We start from the raw sequence: 17,533 nt of genomic DNA on the forward strand, positions 1-17,533 counted from the left end.
CTCAGAGCCCCAGCACATCCTCGGGCCGCCGGCGGAACCAGCCAGTTAACGACAGTCGTTCGGCCTGGGTGGGGCGCACTTCATGGGGAAAGTCGCCGGACATAAACACCACCAGGTTGCCGGCCAGCGGGGCAATATCACGCTGCGAGCCATCAGGAAAATGCATACGCAGCTCACCGGCATGCTCGGGCTGCCAGTCAGGGTTGAGATAGAGCACCGCAGTAACGCAGCGACTGTCATCGTCGCGGAAGCGATCGAGATGGGTCTGGTAGAAGGCACCGGGCGGATAGAAGGCGAAGTGGCACTCGAACTCTTCCAGACCGAGAAACAGCTCGCGGTTGAGCGCTCTGCGCAACTCGTCCATAAAATTAAGGTAGAGATCACAGACCTCGGATTGCCCCAATTCCAGCCACTGGATCTGGTCGCCACGAATACCTTCGCGCACGGCCTGCGCCTCACCACGCCCAACTCCGGCAGGCGCAAGCGCACCTTCAGCCTCGCGTCTGCGGCACTCGTCAGCCAGCTTGTGGGTCACAGCATTGGAAAGAAAGGAACTCTGCAGCGACCAGCCCTGTGTAGCCAAGTCATCGATGATGGTTGAAAACTGCAAGAAAGTGACTCCGAATGGATACTGAAAGAGTCTAACAGCGCCTCGACAAGCATGCTGCGGGCGCTGAAAATAAACCGCCCGCCAACAGGAGCCTCCATGCGCGCCCTTATTGCCTGTGTATTACTTGCCTTCAGCCTGAGCAGCCTGGCCGACACCTACGACGAGCTCTACGAAACCGCCGGCTGGGCCGAGCAGCGGGGCAATTTCAGCGACGCACTGGTCGCCGCCCAGCAACGCTACAAGAGCAGCTTGCCGCCTGCGGTCTACCAGGCACTGGTGACCAACAGCAACAGACGCTTCGCTGCCGACGCGATCGACCGACGCGCCAAGCAGGCTCTGCGCCAGTCCTTGAATGACCCACAACCAGCGCTGGAGTTCTTCCAGACACCCCTGGGCCACAAGATCGTTGCCGCCGAAACCCTGGCCGCGCGCAAGGAGCAACTGGCTCGCTATGAAAACGGCTTGCCACGCATGGAAGCCGGCAGCAATCGGCAACTGCTGATTCGCCACCTGGCCCAGGCTCTGCCCGCTGCAGAGGCGGGTGCCGAGGTCAGCCTGGCGCTGGCCGGTGTCGCCGCCGACAGCCTTAGCCAGATGATCCCCGGCCTGCTCGGCGGTAATCAGGCTCAGGGCCTGCTGGACAGCCAGCGCGCGCGTCTGCAACAGGAGATCGAGGCCGACCTGGACAATACCTTGCTATATGTCTACCGCAACCTCTCGGATGTGGAACTGGACGAGTTCGTTACCTTCGCCCAGTCATCCACAGGCCGGGATTACTATCAGGCAGCGCTGAAGACCCTACGTGCAGGCCTTGGCGCTGGCGTGAGCGGCAACGAGCTTCAGGCGCAGCAGGGTCGCTAGCCCGGAGGCGTATGAATTCGACCCTGCGGATCATTTCAGCCGCTCGCTGAGAAAGTCGAAATACTCCCGCCGCAGGGCTTCATGCTCATTGACCAGATGATGCTTCGCGCCGGGCAAACGCAGAATTTCCGGGGCGGCAAATTTTCGCTCCAGAACCGGCAGGTTGTACCGCCAGTCGACAGTCATGTCAGCTTCGCCCTGGATGATGATCGGGCTTTGCCGGCTCGCCCCAGCGCCTTCGATGCGCGGGATCCAGCGCGACAGTGCGCCGACCCAGGCGGTGGGCAGGATGTCCGGCTGCAGCGGATCACTGCGCTGAACGAAATCCAGAAAGGCGGGGTCTCCGGAGTTGTCACTGAAAGTCCGGGGAATCTGCTGCACGAAGCGGCGCACCAGCTCATAGCTGATCCGCGAGCGTAGCCAGGCGCGCGGGCGCACCAGCGGTGCCAGCAGGATGGTGCGCCCTAGCTCGGCATCGTCCGGCCGATGCAACAGGTGATCGATGGCGATTGCGCCACCGGTACTCTGCCCCAGCAGGTGCCAAGGCCGCGGCAAATCCAGTTGCCGGGCCTGTTCGAACAAACCACTGAGCACCGCCTGGTACTCGTCGAACTCATTGATACTGGCTCGCGGCCCGCTGGAAAGCCCATGCCCTGGAAGATCACAACCCAGCACGGCAAAGCCCATCCCCAGCCCCCAATCCACCACATGCCGGTACAGGCCCATATGGTCGTAGTAGCCATGCAGGATCAGCAAGGTCGCGTGGGGCTGCTCTGGCCACCAGGCCTGGGCCACGATGTCGTAATCGCCAACCCGAAAGCGCCCCAGACGACGTTGCACTTTAGGCCGATGAGGCAGGTCCAGGCCATAGTAGGACTGGTATTCAAGGGCTTCGGCGCCTGCGACAACAGCTTGGGACAATGATGACAGACCGTTGCGCAGGCGCTCGGGCTGGATACGTGCGGGCATGGGAATTCTTCAACTTGCTTGGCCTTCGGATATTCAGCTCTGCGCCGCGTCATGGCAAGCTTGCCGGCCCACCCGTAGAGTTCTGCCATGAGCACCCGCCGCAAGTATCTGATCGCAGGGCTGATTGTCCTGTTCTGGGCCAGCACCATGCTTGCTGCGTTCTGGTGGTTCGAGGCGCGCTATCTGCGCACGTTCGAGGGCGAGCGTGCCGAGCTGTTTTCCGGCGACGCTTTACAGCTCCCGGCCGCGCTACAGGGTCCAGGCCCGGTGCGCTTCGTGCATTTCTGGGACCCTGGCTGCCCTTGCAACGTGGGCAATCAGCGTCATCTGCAGGAGTTGCTTGAAAATTTTGCCGATCAGCCAGTGGAATTCTTCGAGGTGCGCAAGCCGAGCAGCACGGGCCGGCTGCCTCAACAGCTGGCGGCGCTCAAACCTCTTCCGGGAATTGCGGGCTCCGAGCTGCTGCCGGCCAGCCCGGCGGTGGGTATTTGGGATAGCAATGGCCAGCTGGCCTATATCGGCCCCTACAGTGAAGGTGCGGTATGCAGCTCGGACAACAGCTTCGTCGAACCCATCCTCGAAGCGCTGCTGGCCGGGCGACCGGTCCGCGCTACCCACTCCCTGGCGGTTGCGTGCTTCTGTGACTGGCAGCGCTGAGCAGGCCTGATCGACAAACCCTTGGGCAACAAGCAAAAGGGCGCAAGCTGCGCCCTTTCATCTTTCCGCTCAGCTATGGGCCGGCGGCGGCATCATGACCTTGCGCTCGGCACCTTGCTCGGCATCTATAGCCTGCCGCATGGAGCGAACACGGCGCTTCTCCGCACGTCGCGAGAGGTACCAGGCGATAAAGGTGAACAACGAGATCGTCAGCAGGATCAGGCTGGCGACGGCGTTGATCTCCGGTTTCACGCCCAGGCGCACGGCAGAGAAGATCTCCATCGGCAGGGTGGTCGAGCCGGGGCCTGAGACGAAGCTGGCCAATACCAGGTCATCCAGCGACAGGGCAAAGGAAAGCATCCCGCCAGCGGCCAGCGAGGGCGCGATCATCGGCATGGTGATCACAAGGAACACCTTCCACGGACGCGCCCCGAGGTCCATTGCCGCCTCCTCGATGGACAGGTCCAGCTCGCGCAGGCGCGCCATCACCACCACCGCTACATAGGCCGAGCAGAAGGTGGTGTGAGCGATCCAGATGGTCGCCAGACCACGCTGCGCCGGCCAGCCCACCAGTTGCGCCATGGCCACGAACAGCAGCAGCAGCGAAAGACCGGTAATCACTTCGGGCATTACCAGCGGCGCCGTGACCAGCCCGCCGAACAGCGTGCGGCCACGGAACACCGGGATACGCGTGAGCACGAAGGCGGCCATGGTGCCCAGCGCCACCGCAGCGATGGCGGTGTAGAACGCCACCTCCAGCGAACGCATGACGGCGCCCATCAGCTGGGCGTTGTCGAGCAGCCCTACATACCACTTCACCGACCAGCCACCCCAGACCGTCACCAGACGCGACCCGTTGAAGGAGTAGATGACCAGAATGACCATTGGCAGGTAGATGAACAGCAACCCGAGCACCAGGATCAGGTTGGAAAAGCTCCAGCGCTTCATAGCTTGCCCTCCAATTCCTTGGCCTGGTTGCGATTGAACAGAATGATTGGCACCAGCAGGATCGCCAGCATCACCACCGCCAACGCCGAAGCCACCGGCCAGTCGCGGTTGTTGAAGAATTCCTGCCAGAGCACCTTGCCGATCATCAGCGTCTCCGGGCCACCGAGCAGCTCGGGAATGACGAACTCACCCACCACCGGAATGAACACCAGCATGCAGCCGGCGATGATGCCGTTCTTGGACAGCGGTACGGTGATCTTCCAGAAACTGGTCAACCGCCGTGCACCAAGGTCGGAGGCGGCTTCCAGCAAGCTCAGGTCGTGCTTCACCAGGTTGGCGTAGAGCGGCAGGATCATAAATGGCAGATAGGAGTACACAACGCCGATATACACCGCCAGATCCGTGTTGAGGATCTGCAGCGGCGTGTCGATCAGGCCAATGCTCAACAGCAGGCTATTGAGCAGGCCGTTGCTGCTGAGAATCCCCATCCAGGCATAAACGCGGATCAGGATCGCCGTCCAGGTCGGCATCATGATCAGCAGCAACAACACCGTCTGCAGATCACGGCGCGCCCGGGCGATGGCGTAGGCCATGGGATAGCCGATCAGCAGGCACAGCAGGGTGCTGAAGAAGGCGATCTTCAACGATCCGGTGTAGGCCGCCAGATAGAGCGCGTCTTCGCTAAGGAAGATGTAGTTGCCGAGGTTGATCAGCACCTGCAACTGCTGATCGGCGTAGGCGAAGATATCGGTATACGGCGGAATCGCCACATCGGCCTCGGCAAAGCTGATCTTCAGGACGATGGCGAACGGCAGCAGAAAGAACAGCATCAGCCACAGAAAAGGGACGCCGATGACCAGCCGGCGACCGACGCTCAGGCGTATGCGGTTCATGCCTGCAACACCACGCCGCTGTCGCTGAGCCAATGCACATAGACCTGTTCGTCCCAGGTCGGCCATTTCACGTGGCGCTCGGCGTTGGCGACGAAGGCCTGCAGCAACATGCCTGACTCAAGCTTGATGAAGTACACCGAGTGCCCGCCCAGGTAGGCGATATCGTGCACGGTGCCCTGTACCCAGTTGTAGTCGGGCAGTTCCAGCTCGGGTTTTTCGATGCTCATCAGCAGCTTTTCCGGGCGCAGGGCGAAGGTCACGCGCTTGTCCTCGGCACGGGTACTGATGCCGTGCCCGACATAGATCGGTCGTTCCAGCTGCGGGCAGCCGATCACCGCATGGCCTTCCATATCTTCGATCAGCTCGCCATCGAACAGATTGACGTTGCCGATGAACTCGCAGACCAGCCGGCTCGCCGGGGTCTCGTAGATGTCCATGGGGCTGCCGACCTGGGCGATCCAGCCGATGTGCATGATCGCGATGCGTTCGGCCATGGTCATGGCCTCTTCCTGGTCATGGGTAACCATCACGCAGGTCACGCCAACGCGCTCGATGATCTGCACCAGCTCGAGCTGCATGCGCGAACGCAGTTTCTTGTCCAGCGCGCCCATGGGCTCGTCGAGCAGCAACAGCTTCGGCCGCTTGGCCAGCGAGCGGGCCAGAGCCACACGCTGGCGCTGGCCGCCGGAGAGCTGGTGCGGCTTGCGCTTGGCGTACTGGGTCATCTGCACCAGACCAAGCATCTCCTGGACACGCTCGTCGATCTCGGCCTTGGACAGGCGATCCTGCTTGAGGCCAAAGGCGATGTTCTGCTCCACCGTCATATGCGGGAACAGTGCATAGGACTGGAACATCATGTTGATCGGCCGCTCGTAGGGCGGCATGTCGGTGATGTCCTGACCATCGAGGAAAATCCGCCCCTCGGTCGGCCGTTCGAAGCCGGCGAGCATGCGCAGCAGTGTCGACTTGCCCGATCCAGAGCCCCCGAGCAGGGCAAAGATTTCACCCTTGTGGATGCTCAGCGAGACGTCATCGACCGCCACCGTCTCGTCGAATTTCTTCGTGACACGGTCGATCTTCAGCAGCACCTGCTTGTTCTGGCTCCCACCGGTGAGGGCCTTTTTGTAGGCGCTGGAGGCAACAGCCATGCGCAAACTCCCGATCAAAAGAAATGGGCCCGGACATCGCCGGATCTATCGTCTTGTACAAGCCGAGCAGCGCCCGACCATTATCACTGTCCGGACTTGAGCTTGGTCCAGGAACGGGTCATCAGCCTCTGGATCTTGGGCGGCAGTTCGTTATTGACGAACAGGCGATCCAGTACGTCCTGCGGCGGATAGATGGACTGGTCCTGGCGAACCTCCGGGTCCATCAGCTCGCCGGCCTTGATGTTGGGGTTGGCATAGCCGACGTAATCGCTGACCGAAGCGATGACTTCAGGCCTGAGCAGATAGTTGATGAATGCGTGGGCCTGCTCGACATTCTTCGCGTCGGCGGGAATCGCCAGCATGTCGAACCAGAGGTTGCCGCCTTCCTTGGGGATGGCGTAGGCGATATCGATGCCCTTGCCAGCTTCATCGGCGCGTGCCGCAGCCTGGAACACGTCACCGGAGAAGCCGGCAGCAATGCAGATATTGCCGTTGGCCAGATCGGAGACGTATTTGGAGGAATGGAAGTAGCGCACGTAAGGGCGAATTTCCTGCAGCTTGGCCGCGGCCTTGGCGTAGTCGTCCGGATCTTCGCTATTGGGGTCCAGCCCCAGGTAGTTGAGCACCGCCGGGATCATTTCATCTGCTGAGTCGAGCAGCGCGATGCCACAGTCGGCGAGCTTTTTGGCGTTCTCCGGTTCGAACAGCACGGCCCAGGAATCGACCTCCTCGATCCCGAGCGCCGTGCTCACCATTTCCACGTTGTAGCCGATGCCATTGGTGCCCCACAGGTAAGGCACGGCATAGGCATTGCCGGGATCGTTCTTCTGCAGCTGCTTGAGCAGAGCCGGGTCGAGATTGTCCCAGTTCGGCAGCTTGCTGCGGTCCAGCTCCTGAAAGGCACCGGCGCGAATCTGTTTGCCGAGAAAGTGATTGGAAGGCACCACCACGTCATAGCCGCTACGCCCGGCGAGCAGCTTGGCTTCCAGGGTTTCGTTGGCATCGAAGACATCGTAGACGGGCTTGATGCCGGTCTCTTTCTCGAAGGTTTCGAGGGTGGTTTCGCCGATGTAATCCGACCAATTGTAGATATGCACACTGGCGGCCTGGGCAGAAACGCTACCGCTGACTGCGGCAACGGCGATAAGAAGCGACTTCAGCGTGGAACGCATGGAATTGTCCTCTTGTTATTGGCCGCGCTAGCACAGCGGACGAAGGTCGGGCTATTTATTGGAAAAACCAAGGGAATGCAACTGGTCTGATACAAAAAGCCATACATCGTGCCCGAAACAGGCCGCCCGACACCCGTGCAGCGGTGAAACAGCGGCCCGCTGGCTCGCACGAATCCGCAGATTCGGCGAGCTGTTCAGGTATCAGCGACCAGATTTGATCCGCGTCCAGCTGCGGGTCATGGTGCGCTGGGTCTTGGGGTCGAGGTCGGTGAAGGTGTAGAGCTTCTGCAGCACCTCCTGGCTCGGATAGATGCCCGGGTCGGTACGGATTTCCTCAGCCACCAGCGGAGTTGAAGCCGCGTTGGCGCTTGGGAACTGTACGTAGTCAACGATGGGCGCCATGACTTCCGGCTTCATCAGGTAGTTGAGGAACACGTGGGCGTTTTCGACGTTCTTGGCATCAGCCGGAATTGCCAGCATGTCAAAGAAGCTGCCGGCGCCTTCCTTGGGAATGTTGTAGCTGACGTTGACGCCGTTCTGCGCATCCTCGGCGCGAGACTTGGCCTGGTAAACGTCACCCGAGTAACCGATGGCGACGCAGATATTGCCGTTGGCCAGGTCAGAGATGTACTTGGACGAATGGAAATAGGCCACGTGCGGGCGGATCTGCATGAACAGCTCCTCGGCCTGCTTCAGCTGGTCGGCCTTGCCACTGTCGGAGGCGTGGCCCAGGTAATGCAGCGCTGCCGGCAGCATCTCGGTAGGCGAGTCGAGGAAAGCGACACCGCAGGACTTCAGCTTCTCGATGTTCTCGGGTTTGAACACCAGGTCCCAGGAGTCCACGGGAGCGTCCTCACCCAGAGCCGCCTTGACCTTCTCCGGGTTGTAGCCGATGCCGATGGTGCCCCACATGTACGGCACCGAGTATTCGTTGCCCGGATCGCTCGGCTCCAGCGCCTTGAGCAGGTCCTTGTCGAGATTGTCCCAGTTGGACAGCTTGGACTTGTCCAGCTTCTGGAACACCCCAGCCTTGATCTGCTTGGCCAGGAAGGGGTTGGACGGCACCACGATGTCGTAGCCGGAGCTGCCGGCGAGCAGCTTGGCTTCCAATACTTCGTTGCTATCGAATACGTCGTAAACGACCTTGATGCCGGTTTCCTTGGTGAAGTTGCTCAGTGTGTCTTCAGCGATGTAATCGGACCAGTTGAAAACATGCAGAACCTTCTCCTGGGCCTGGGCAGCGCCAGCGAGCGCGCCGGTCAGCGTCAAGGCAAATAGCGTTTTGGCAAAGGGTGTCATCCGTGCTTCTCCTGTTACGTTGTCGGGGTTTTAGATGATCATTCAATTGATCGGGAGCTTATGCCGACATCGACCAGGCCCAAGTCAACCCGGCACGCAGTCTGGCAAGATTGGAACCCTTTATTCAATCAGCTAATCGTCATTGAAGGCTACCTGCCATCAAGCATAGTCGGTCCACGCCGGGAAAACCGCTCCCCGTGGTCACCCCAGCACCTCTGCCGCCGTAGCATCCAGACAGCGCCGCGCCTTGACGATCAGCTCGTCTATCTCTTCCTTATTGATCACCAGCGGCGGTGAAATGATCATGGTATCGCCCACTGCACGCATCACCAGACCATTCTGGAAGCAATGCTGACGGCAGAGCATGCCAACCCCCGACTTGTCGAAGCGCTCGCGGGTCTTCTTGTTCTTCACCAATTCCAGCGCACCCAGCATGCCGACGCCACGTGCTTCACCCACCAGCGGGTGCTCGGCCAGTTCCTGCCAGCGTGACTGCAAATAGGGTGCCGTTTCGGCTTTGATTCGCTCGACTATCTTCTCTTCACGCAAGATACGAATATTTTCCAGCGCAACCGCTGCAGCCACCGGGTGACCCGAGTAGGTAAAGCCGTGGTAGAACTCGCCGCCCTCGTTGAGGGTCTGCACCACTTCGTCGCGCACCACCACGCCACCCATGGGGATGTAGCCCGAGGTCATGCCCTTGGCGATGGGCATCAGGTCGGGGGCGTTGCCGTAGTAGTCGCTGCCGAACCATTCGCCGGTGCGGCCGAAGCCACAGATGACCTCGTCAGCAACGAACAGAATCTCGTAGCGCGCCAGAATCTCGCGAATCCTCGGCCAGTAGCTGGTCGGTGGAATGATCACGCCGCCGGCACCCTGAATCGGCTCGGCGATAAAGGCGGCGACCCTGTCTTCACCCACCTCAAGGATCTTCTGCTCCAGCTGCTGGGCGACGCGAACACCGAACTCTTCCGGGTCGAGCTCGCCGCCTTCGCCGTACCAGTAAGGCTGGTCGATATGCTCGATACCGGGAATCGGACCGTCGCCCTGGCCGTGCATGGCCTTCATGCCACCCAGGCTGGCGCCCGCCACGGTGGAGCCGTGGTAACCGTTCCAGCGACCAATGACCACTTTCTTGGCAGGCTTGCCCTTGATTGCCCAGTAATGGCGCACCATGCGCAAGACCGTGTCATTGGCTTCCGAGCCGGAGCCGGTGAAGAAGACGTGATTCATGCCGGCCGGCGCGACGTCGGCGATGGCCTTGGCCAGCGCGATGGCCGGCGGGTGAGAGGTCTCGAAGAACAGGTTGTAATAGGGCAGCTCACGCATCTGCCGGGTGGCGGCCTCGACCAGTTCCTCGCGGCCGTAGCCGATGTTGACGCACCAGAGCCCGGCCATGGCATCAAGGATCTTGTGGCCCTCGCTATCCCACAGATAGACCCCGGAAGCCTTGGTGATCACCCGGGTGCCCTTGGCGTTGAGTGCCTTGTAGTCGGTAAACGGCGGCAGGTGATGATTGCGGCTCAGGTCTTGCCAGTGCAGGGTTTGCGAATCGCTCATCAGTCACCTCTTTTATCCGTGATTTTGGCTGGATGAAAAACTCATCCACGTCTTCGGCGCGACGCAGGGTGGGTCGCGCTTTATCGATCCACCTGGCTTCCACGTGACGCCCGCCCCAGGAAACCAAGGTAGATGTAGCAAGCGACATCCACCCTGCGCCCGCCGTTACACCGAAAGCATCAGGAATTCCCGCTCCCAGGAACTGATCACCCGGTGGTAGTTCTCCTGCTCGGTACGTTTGACCGCAACGTAGCCGGTAATGAATTTCGGACTCAGGTACTTACGCAGCTCGCGGCAGTTCTCCATGCGTTCCAGCGCGGCTTCCAGGGTCAATGGCAGACGCAGGTTGCGCCGCTCATATCCGCGTCCTTTGACCGGCGGGCTCGGGTTCAGCCCCTCGACCATACCGATGTAGCCGCACAACAGGCTGGCGGCGATGGCCAGGTAGGGGTTGGCGTCGGCGCCCGGCAGGCGGTTTTCCAGACGGCGGTTCTGCGGGTTGGAGTCCGGCACGCGCAGCCCCACGGTGCGGTTCTCCTCACCCCACTCGACGTTCACTGGCGCCGAGGTGTCGGGCAGGAAGCGGCGGAACGAATTGACGTTGGGCGCGAACATCGGCAGCAGCTCGGGAATGTACTTCTGCAGGCCACCAACGTGATTGAGGAACAGCTGGCTCATTGAGCCGTCCGGGTTGGAAAAGATGTTCTGCCCGGTCTCGATGTCGATCACGCTCTGGTGCAGGTGCATGGCACTGCCTGGCTCGCCGGTCATCGGCTTGGCCATGAAAGTGGCCGCCACGTTGTGCTTGAGCGCCGCCTCGCGCATGGTGCGCTTGAACACAAGGATCTGGTCGGCCAGATGCAGCGCTTCGCCGTGACGGAAGTTGATCTCCATCTGCGCGGTGCCTTCCTCGTGGATCAGGGTGTCCAGATCCAGTCCCTGGGCCTCGCACCAGTCGTACATGTCCTCGAACAGCGGATCGAATTCGTTGGCCGCGTCGATGGAGAACGACTGGCGACCCGTCTCCTGGCGACCGGAACGCCCGATTGGCGCCTGGAACGGCAGGTCGGGGTCCTCGCAGCGCTGGGTCAGGTAGAACTCCATTTCCGGCGCGACGATGGGCTGCCAACCGCGGTCGGCATACATCTTCAGCACGCGCTTCAAGATGTTGCGCGGCGAAATCTCGATGGGATTGCCCATCTTGTCGTAGGTGTCGTGAATCACCTGGGCGGTCGGCTCGATGGCCCAGGGCACCAGAAACATCGCATCGGGATCAGGACGGCAGAACATGTCGATGTCCGCCGGATCGAGAAGCTCGTAGTAGATATCGTCCTCGACATAGTCTCCGGTGACCGTCTGCAACAGCACGCTTTCCGGCAGACGCATGCCCTTTTCACCGAGGAACTTGCTGGTCGGTGAAATCTTGCCTCGGGCGATGCCGGTCAGGTCACTGATCAGGCACTCCACTTCGGTGATTTTGTGTTCCTTCAGCCAGCTGGTGAGCTGGTCGAGCTTGGTATTCATGATGACCTCAATTGGTAAAGTACCCGCATGATGCTTGCACCTTGTGAAGCTTGTACCGCAGGTATCCTTTAGCGCCGTTGCGCATGTGCCTCGCAGGCTTCTGCGAAGCCCTGAAACAGCGCCAGGTAAGCCGGATGTTCATGTACTTTCCATTCCGGATGCCATTGCACCCCGAGGGCGAAGCTGGACGCTCCTTCAACGGAGAACGCTTCAATCAGGCCGTCCGGTGCCAGCGCCTCGACTCTCAGCCCCGCACCCAGCCGTTCGACGCCCTGCCCATGCACCGAGTTGACACGAATCTCGGCAGGCAGGCCAAGCCGCTCCAGCACGCCGCCCGGCTGCACATGCAGCGTGTGGCTCAGGCCATATTGCACTTCGACGGGGTCCTCGGGGCGCTCGCGGTGATCCTGGTAAGGCCCGGCCTCGTGCACCTTCTGGTGCAAGGTGCCGCCGAAGGCCACGTTCATTTCCTGAAAGCCACGGCAAATCCCAAGTAGCGGAATGCCGGCATCCACCGCCTCGCGAATCAACGGCAGCGTCAGCTGGTCGCGCGAAGGGTCATGGGGTGTACCGGGCTCGCTGGGCGGGCCCTGGTAATGATGAGGTTCAACGTTGGACGGCGAGCCGGTGAAGAGCAGGCCGTCGAGGCTGCTCAGCAGGGACTGCCGGTCGATCAATTCGCCCAGCGCCGGTATCACCAGGGGCACGCCGGCAATCGCTGCGGCACGCAGATATTTGTCACCAGCAATATGAAAGCCATGATGGCCGATCTGCCGGGTACAGGCACACACACCGATCAGGGGCACTCGAGACATGAAAAACTCGTTTTTTAAGTGGGTCTCACCGAAGAGTAGTCTTGTTCATTTTTATAGACAATAGATTGCTGAACGACCTTCATCTCGGCCTCTCCGGGGGGATTCCTGCGCCCCAGAAATGCCCGCCACAGCCCATAATGGGGCACTCGCGCGCCGCTATTGACAGTCGCAAGGCTTTTCGATTGACTCCGATCAAGCCGTTTTGATGATTGAAATTTTTAACAATATTTAAGGTAACTCATCATGCAACCGCCGCCGCGTGCCGTTCAGCTCAATGAAGCGAACGCATTTCTCAAGCAACACCCGGAGGTCCAATACGTCGACCTGCTGATCGCCGACATGAACGGTGTCGTGCGCGGCAAGCGCATCGAGCGCGCCAGCCTGCACAAGGTGTACGAGAAGGGCATCAACCTGCCTGCTTCGCTGTTTGCCCTCGACATCAACGGGATCACGGTAGAAAGCACCGGACTGGGCATGGACATCGGCGACTCGGACCGCATCTGCTTCCCCATCCCCAATACGCTGTCCAACGAACCCTGGCAGAAGCGCCCCACCGCGCAGTTGCTGATGACCATGCACGAGCGCGACGGCTCGCCGTTCTTCGCCGACCCGCGCGAAGTGCTGCGCCAGGTGGTTAGCCGGTTCGACGAGCTGGGCCTGACCATCTGTGCCGCCTTTGAGCTGGAGTTCTACCTGATCGACCAGGAGAACGTGAACGGCCGACCACAACCGCCACGCTCGCCGATTTCGGGCAAGCGCCCCCATTCGACCCAGGTCTACCTGATCGACGATCTCGACGAATACGTGGACTGCCTGCAGGACATCCTCGAAGGCGCCAAGGAACAAGGCATTCCTGCCGATGCCATCGTCAAGGAGAGCGCGCCGGCGCAGTTCGAGGTCAACCTCCACCACGTGGCCGACCCGATCAAGGCCTGCGACTACGCGGTACTACTCAAGCGCCTGATCAAGAACATCGCGTACGACCACGAGATGGACAGCACCTTCATGGCCAAGCCCTATCCGGGCCAGGCCGGCAATGGCCTGCATGTGCACATCTCGCTGCTGGACAAGCAGGGCAACAACATCTTCGCCACCGAGAATCCGCTTGAGAGCGAACCCCTGCGGCATGCCATCGGCGGCGTCCAGCAGACCATGGCCGCCTCGATGGCCTTCCTCTGCCCCAACGTCAACTCCTACCGCCGCTTCGGCGCGCAGTTCTACGTGCCCAACTCGCCCTGCTGGGGCCTGGACAACCGCACCGTGGCCCTGCGGGTGCCCACCGACAGCCCGGACGGCGTGCGTATCGAACACCGTGTCGCCGGTGCGGACGCCAACCCCTACCTGCTGCTGGCCAGCGTTCTGGCGGGCGTGCACCACGGCCTGACCAACAAGATCGAGCCGGATGCGCCCATCGAGGGCAACTCCTACGAGCAGGTCGAGCAGAGCCTGCCGACCAACCTGCGCGATGCCCTGCGCGAGCTGGACGACAACGAAATCATGGCCCGCTACATCAGCCCGGATTACATCGACATCTTCGTCGCCTGTAAGGAAAGCGAACTGGCCGAGTTCGAACACTCGATTTCAGACCTGGAATACAACTGGTATCTGCACACGGTCTAAGGCCGGGCAAGCCGTCAGACGCATCACCACACCGGATCGGCGGGGCTCACCCGCCGTCCGGACAGCTTATGGTTCAGGCTCCGGCTGCCAGCTGCTTCTCTGAACCCCATCGCTTAGAATCACTCCATTCCGAAAGCTCAACTCAGCGAGGCCGTCATGACCCGTACCGTTACCGTCGCCGCCACTCAGATGGCGTGCTCCTGGGATCGCCAGGCGAACATCGCCAAGGCCGAACAGCTTGTCCGCGAAGCCGCCGGCAAAGGTGCCCAGGTGATCCTGATCCAGGAACTGTTCGAGACGCCCTACTTCTGCCAGAAGCCCAACCCCGAATATCTGCAGCTGGCCACCCCGGTAGAGGAAAACCCGGCGATCCTGCATTTCCAGAAGATCGCCAAGGAGCTGGCCGTGGTGTTGCCGATCAGCTTCTTCGAGCTGGCCGGGCGCGCCCGCTTCAACTCCATCGCCATCATCGATGCCGACGGCTCGCTGCTGGGCGTCTACCGCAAGAGCCACATCCCGGACGGCCCCGGCTACCACGAGAAGTACTATTTCAACCCCGGCGACAGCGGCTTCAAGGTCTGGAACACCCGCTATGCGAAGATCGGCGTAGCCATCTGCTGGGACCAGTGGTTCCCGGAAACTGCCCGCAGCATGGCGCTGATGGGCGCCGAACTGCTGTTCTATCCCACCGCCATCGGCAGCGAGCCGCATGACCCGAACATCACCTCGCGCGACCACTGGCAGCGTGTCCAGCAGGGCCACGCCGGCGCCAACCTGATGCCGCTGATTGCCAGCAACCGCGTCGGTACCGAGGAGCAGGACGGTTACGACATCACCTTCTACGGCTCCTCTTTCATCGCCGACCAGTTCGGCGAGAAGGTCGAGGAAATGGACCGCACCAGCGAAGGCGTGCTGGTGCACCAGTTCGATCTTGACCAGCTCGAACACATCCGCAGCGCCTGGGGCGTGTTCCGCGATCGCCGGCCGAATCTCTACGGTGCAATCAAGACCCTGGACGGCTCGCAGCCGTCCGAGTGAGCCAAAGCCATGCATAGGGTGGAAAACCGCACAGCGTTTTCCACCGTTCGGAAACCCAATGGTGGAAAAGGTCTGCCGCCGTTTTCCACCCTATCGACGGATATCGTCATGACCACCCTGACCTCCACACCCCGCGCCGACGGCTACTTCATGCCCGCCGAGTGGGCGCCGCACAGCCAGACCTGGATGGTCTGGCCCGAGCGCCCGGACAACTGGCGCGAACAGGGCGTACCGGCGCAGGCGGCCTTTGCCGCCGTGGCGCGTGCCATTGCCCGTTTCGAGCCGGTAACGGTCTGCGCCAGTGCCGGGCAGTACCTGAACGCCTGCCAACAGCTGGATGACCCACATATTCGCGTGGTAGAAATCAGCAGCGACGACGCCTGGGTGCGCGACACCGGCCCGACCTTCGTCATTGATGGCAAGGGCGGCCTGCGCGGCGTCGACTGGACGTTCAACGCCTGGGGCGGCCTGGACGGCGGTCTCTATGCCGACTGGCAGACCGACGACCTGGTAGCGCGCAAGATCCTCCAGATCGAGCGACGCCAGCGCTACCGCACCGAGGGCTTCGTGCTTGAAGGCGGAGCAATCCACGTGGATGGCGAACGCACCCTTATCACCACCGAAGAGTGCCTGCTCAACCGCAACCGAAATCCGCACCTGTCGCGCGTGCAGATCGAGACGGTAATGGCCGAGCACCTGGCCATCGACAAGGTGATCTGGCTACCCCATGGCCTGTACAACGACGAAACCGATGGACACGTCGACAACTTCTGCTGTTTTGTGCGTCCCGGCGAAGTGCTGCTGGCCTGGACTGACGATCCCGCCGATCCCAACTTCGAACGCTGTAACGCAGCGCTGCGCGTGCTGGAGCGGGAGCGCGACGCACGTGGACGCCCATTAACTGTGCATCGGATGCCGATTCCCGGACCAATTTATGCGAGTGAGGCCGAATGCGCCGGCGTGCTGGCTATCGACGGCAGCCAGCCACGTGACCCTTCGATTCGTCTGGCCGGCAGCTATGTGAACTTCCTGATCGTCAACGGCGGCATCATCGCGCCGAGCTTCGACGACGCCCACGACAGCGAAGCCGAAAGCATCCTGCGCCGACTATTCCCCGAACATGAAGTGGTGATGGTGCCGGGCCGGGAGATCCTGCTTGGCGGCGGCAATATTCACTGCATTACCCAGCAGCAGCCGCTGCCCTAACAGGCCGTTGAAAAACGTAGGCGAGGCAGGCAAGACAAGGCAAAAACGGCCGAAAAAGCGCAGTTTACGAGTTGTAAATGAGCATTTTGAGGCCGTTTTTAACGCAGTATTGCCAACGCAGGTAGTTTTTCAACAGCCTGCTAAAGCCGGACCTGGTGTGGTTCAGTAGGGGCGAAACGGGATTACGCGTTCGGCTGATCCAGCCACAGCTGGTCAGCCGACAATGACCTGGTTCTTACCCAGCCGCTTGGCGGTATACATCGCTGCATCGGCGCGGGCGAACATGGCGCTGAGGTCCGCGTCCTCAGCCTTGAGGTAGGTCACGCCGAGGCTGATGGTCACACTGAAACGCTTGCCACCAGGCGCGGTGAACGAAAGCCGCTGGACTTCTCGCTGCAGGCGCTCCCCTATCTGCTCGGCGAGATCCGGCTTGCAGCCAGGCAATAGCAGCGCGAATTCTTCGCCACCGATACGCCCGAACAGATCACCCCGCCGCAGTACCGCGGCGCCACACTGCGCAACGCGCTGAAGCACCTGATCGCCCATAGGGTGGCCGTAGTTGTCGTTGATTCGCTTGAAGTCATCAATATCCAGCAACTGGAACGCCAGCGGGGTGGCGTACTGCCTGGCCAGCTCGAACTCGCGATGGGCGCATTCGAAAAAGTGCCGGCGGTTGCTGCTCTGGGTCAGCACATCGGTGGTGGCCAGGCGCTGCAATTCACCTTCGAGTTGCTTCTTTTCAGTGATGTCCTCAGCGATACCAACCACGATCGACCCGCGCTCATGGTCGACGCCCTGGGCGACGAAACATTTATCGCTGATCCAGCGCAGCTGCCCATCACCACGGATGATGCGGTACTCGCGTCCCTCGATGGCACCCAGTTCAAGCACGTCGTACAAGGACTGTTCGGCATATTCGAGATCGTCGGGATAGACGCTGTTGCGCCATTCATCGAAATCCGCCAGCAGCAAAGCTGCCGAGCGACCGAAGATGCGCTCATAGGCCGGGCTGACATAGACCATCCGCCGCGATTGCCCATCGAACGCCCACAGCACAGCATTGACGGCGCCCATCAACGTGCTGAACAGCTGCTCTCGCTCGCGCAGTCGTGCCACCTCGGCACGGGCATGCATAAGGCCCAAACGGGCTTGCGTCTCGGTCGGTGGCTCGGTTTCCGTCACCAGGTCGCTTCGCTGCTTCAAGGGATACATA

The 17,533-nt window shown here is 61.1% G+C and carries 16 protein-coding genes; 5 read left to right on the plus strand and 11 right to left on the minus strand.

All coding sequences use genetic code 11. The annotated features are described in order from the left end of the window. Nucleotide 1 precedes the first annotated feature (1 nt). Nucleotides 2–610 (minus strand): 2OG-Fe(II) oxygenase, encoded by a 609-nt coding sequence (locus tag BN1079_RS11350; protein WP_037024461.1) that lies wholly within the window; start codon nt 608–610, stop codon nt 2–4. A 96-nt stretch (nt 611–706) separates the two neighbouring features. Here BN1079_RS11350 and BN1079_RS11355 point away from each other — a divergent pair, with 96 nt between their 5' ends. Beyond that, the gene (locus BN1079_RS11355) at nt 707–1,471 is read left to right on the plus strand and encodes a DUF2059 domain-containing protein (RefSeq protein ID WP_037024463.1); all 765 of its coding nucleotides are present in this window, start codon (nt 707–709) and stop codon (nt 1,469–1,471) included. Nucleotides 1,472–1,501: 30 nt separating this feature from the next. On the opposite strand, the gene bipL is transcribed toward BN1079_RS11355, so the two are convergent. Next, the gene (gene bipL, locus BN1079_RS11360; protein WP_037024465.1) at nt 1,502–2,440 is read right to left on the minus strand and encodes a phospholipase BipL; all 939 of its coding nucleotides are present in this window, start codon (nt 2,438–2,440) and stop codon (nt 1,502–1,504) included. Between the two features lie 87 nt (nt 2,441–2,527). On the opposite strand from bipL, the gene BN1079_RS11365 reads away from it, so the two are divergent. After that, nucleotides 2,528–3,097, plus strand: a complete 570-nt coding sequence (locus BN1079_RS11365) for a DUF6436 domain-containing protein (RefSeq protein WP_037024466.1) — start codon at nt 2,528–2,530, stop codon at nt 3,095–3,097. A 69-nt stretch (nt 3,098–3,166) separates the two neighbouring features. On the opposite strand, the gene BN1079_RS11370 is transcribed toward BN1079_RS11365, so the two are convergent. From BN1079_RS11370 to BN1079_RS11405, 8 genes are all read right to left on the minus strand, one after another. Further along, on the minus strand, nt 3,167–4,045 hold the full coding sequence (locus BN1079_RS11370) for an ABC transporter permease subunit (protein WP_037024467.1): 879 nt from the start codon (nt 4,043–4,045) through the stop codon (nt 3,167–3,169). Continuing rightward, nucleotides 4,042–4,938, minus strand: a complete 897-nt coding sequence (locus tag BN1079_RS11375) for an ABC transporter permease subunit (RefSeq protein ID WP_037024468.1) — start codon at nt 4,936–4,938, stop codon at nt 4,042–4,044. The genes BN1079_RS11370 and BN1079_RS11375 overlap by 4 nt, the downstream gene beginning before the upstream one ends. Continuing rightward, nucleotides 4,935–6,086, minus strand: coding sequence for an ABC transporter ATP-binding protein (locus BN1079_RS11380; protein WP_037024470.1), 1,152 nt, complete (start codon nt 6,084–6,086; stop codon nt 4,935–4,937). The genes BN1079_RS11375 and BN1079_RS11380 overlap by 4 nt, the downstream gene beginning before the upstream one ends. A gap of 83 nt (nt 6,087–6,169) precedes the next feature. Continuing rightward, nucleotides 6,170–7,258: a polyamine ABC transporter substrate-binding protein gene (locus tag BN1079_RS11385; RefSeq protein WP_037024472.1), complete on the minus strand. Its 1,089-nt coding sequence runs from the start codon at nt 7,256–7,258 to the stop codon at nt 6,170–6,172. A 201-nt stretch (nt 7,259–7,459) separates the two neighbouring features. Further along, nucleotides 7,460–8,557, minus strand: coding sequence for a polyamine ABC transporter substrate-binding protein (locus BN1079_RS11390; RefSeq protein ID WP_037024473.1), 1,098 nt, complete (start codon nt 8,555–8,557; stop codon nt 7,460–7,462). Nucleotides 8,558–8,758: 201 nt separating this feature from the next. Further along, nucleotides 8,759–10,117 (minus strand): aspartate aminotransferase family protein, encoded by a 1,359-nt coding sequence (locus BN1079_RS11395; RefSeq protein ID WP_037024474.1) that lies wholly within the window; start codon nt 10,115–10,117, stop codon nt 8,759–8,761. Nucleotides 10,118–10,282: 165 nt separating this feature from the next. Continuing rightward, nucleotides 10,283–11,641 carry a glutamine synthetase family protein gene (locus BN1079_RS11400; RefSeq protein ID WP_037024476.1) on the minus strand — a complete coding sequence of 453 codons (1,359 nt, stop codon included), beginning with the start codon at nt 11,639–11,641 and terminating at the stop codon, nt 10,283–10,285. Between the two features lie 68 nt (nt 11,642–11,709). Then, entirely contained in the window at nt 11,710–12,456 is a 747-nt protein-coding gene (locus BN1079_RS11405) for a gamma-glutamyl-gamma-aminobutyrate hydrolase family protein (protein ID WP_037024477.1), read from the minus strand. 243 nt (nt 12,457–12,699) lie between these two features. On the opposite strand from BN1079_RS11405, the gene BN1079_RS11410 reads away from it, so the two are divergent. The 3 genes from BN1079_RS11410 (at nt 12,700) to aguA (ending at nt 16,320) form a co-directional block, all read left to right on the plus strand. Next, complete coding sequence (locus BN1079_RS11410; RefSeq protein ID WP_037024486.1) at nt 12,700–14,076, plus strand: glutamine synthetase family protein; 1,377 nt, start codon at nt 12,700–12,702, stop codon at nt 14,074–14,076. 156 nt (nt 14,077–14,232) lie between these two features. Next, nucleotides 14,233–15,114, plus strand: a complete 882-nt coding sequence (gene aguB, locus BN1079_RS11415; RefSeq protein WP_037024488.1) for an N-carbamoylputrescine amidase — start codon at nt 14,233–14,235, stop codon at nt 15,112–15,114. Nucleotides 15,115–15,222: 108 nt separating this feature from the next. Beyond that, a complete protein-coding gene (gene aguA / locus BN1079_RS11420; protein ID WP_037024490.1) occupies nt 15,223–16,320 on the plus strand; it encodes an agmatine deiminase in 1,098 nt (365 codons plus the stop codon). Between the two features lie 213 nt (nt 16,321–16,533). Here aguA and BN1079_RS11425 read toward each other — a convergent pair whose 3' ends face one another. Beyond that, a complete protein-coding gene (locus tag BN1079_RS11425; protein WP_052114471.1) occupies nt 16,534–17,532 on the minus strand; it encodes a GGDEF domain-containing protein in 999 nt (332 codons plus the stop codon). Nucleotide 17,533 lies beyond the last annotated feature (1 nt).

Source organism: Pseudomonas saudiphocaensis (assembly GCF_000756775.1).
Lineage (GTDB): Bacteria > Pseudomonadota > Gammaproteobacteria > Pseudomonadales > Pseudomonadaceae > Stutzerimonas > Stutzerimonas saudiphocaensis.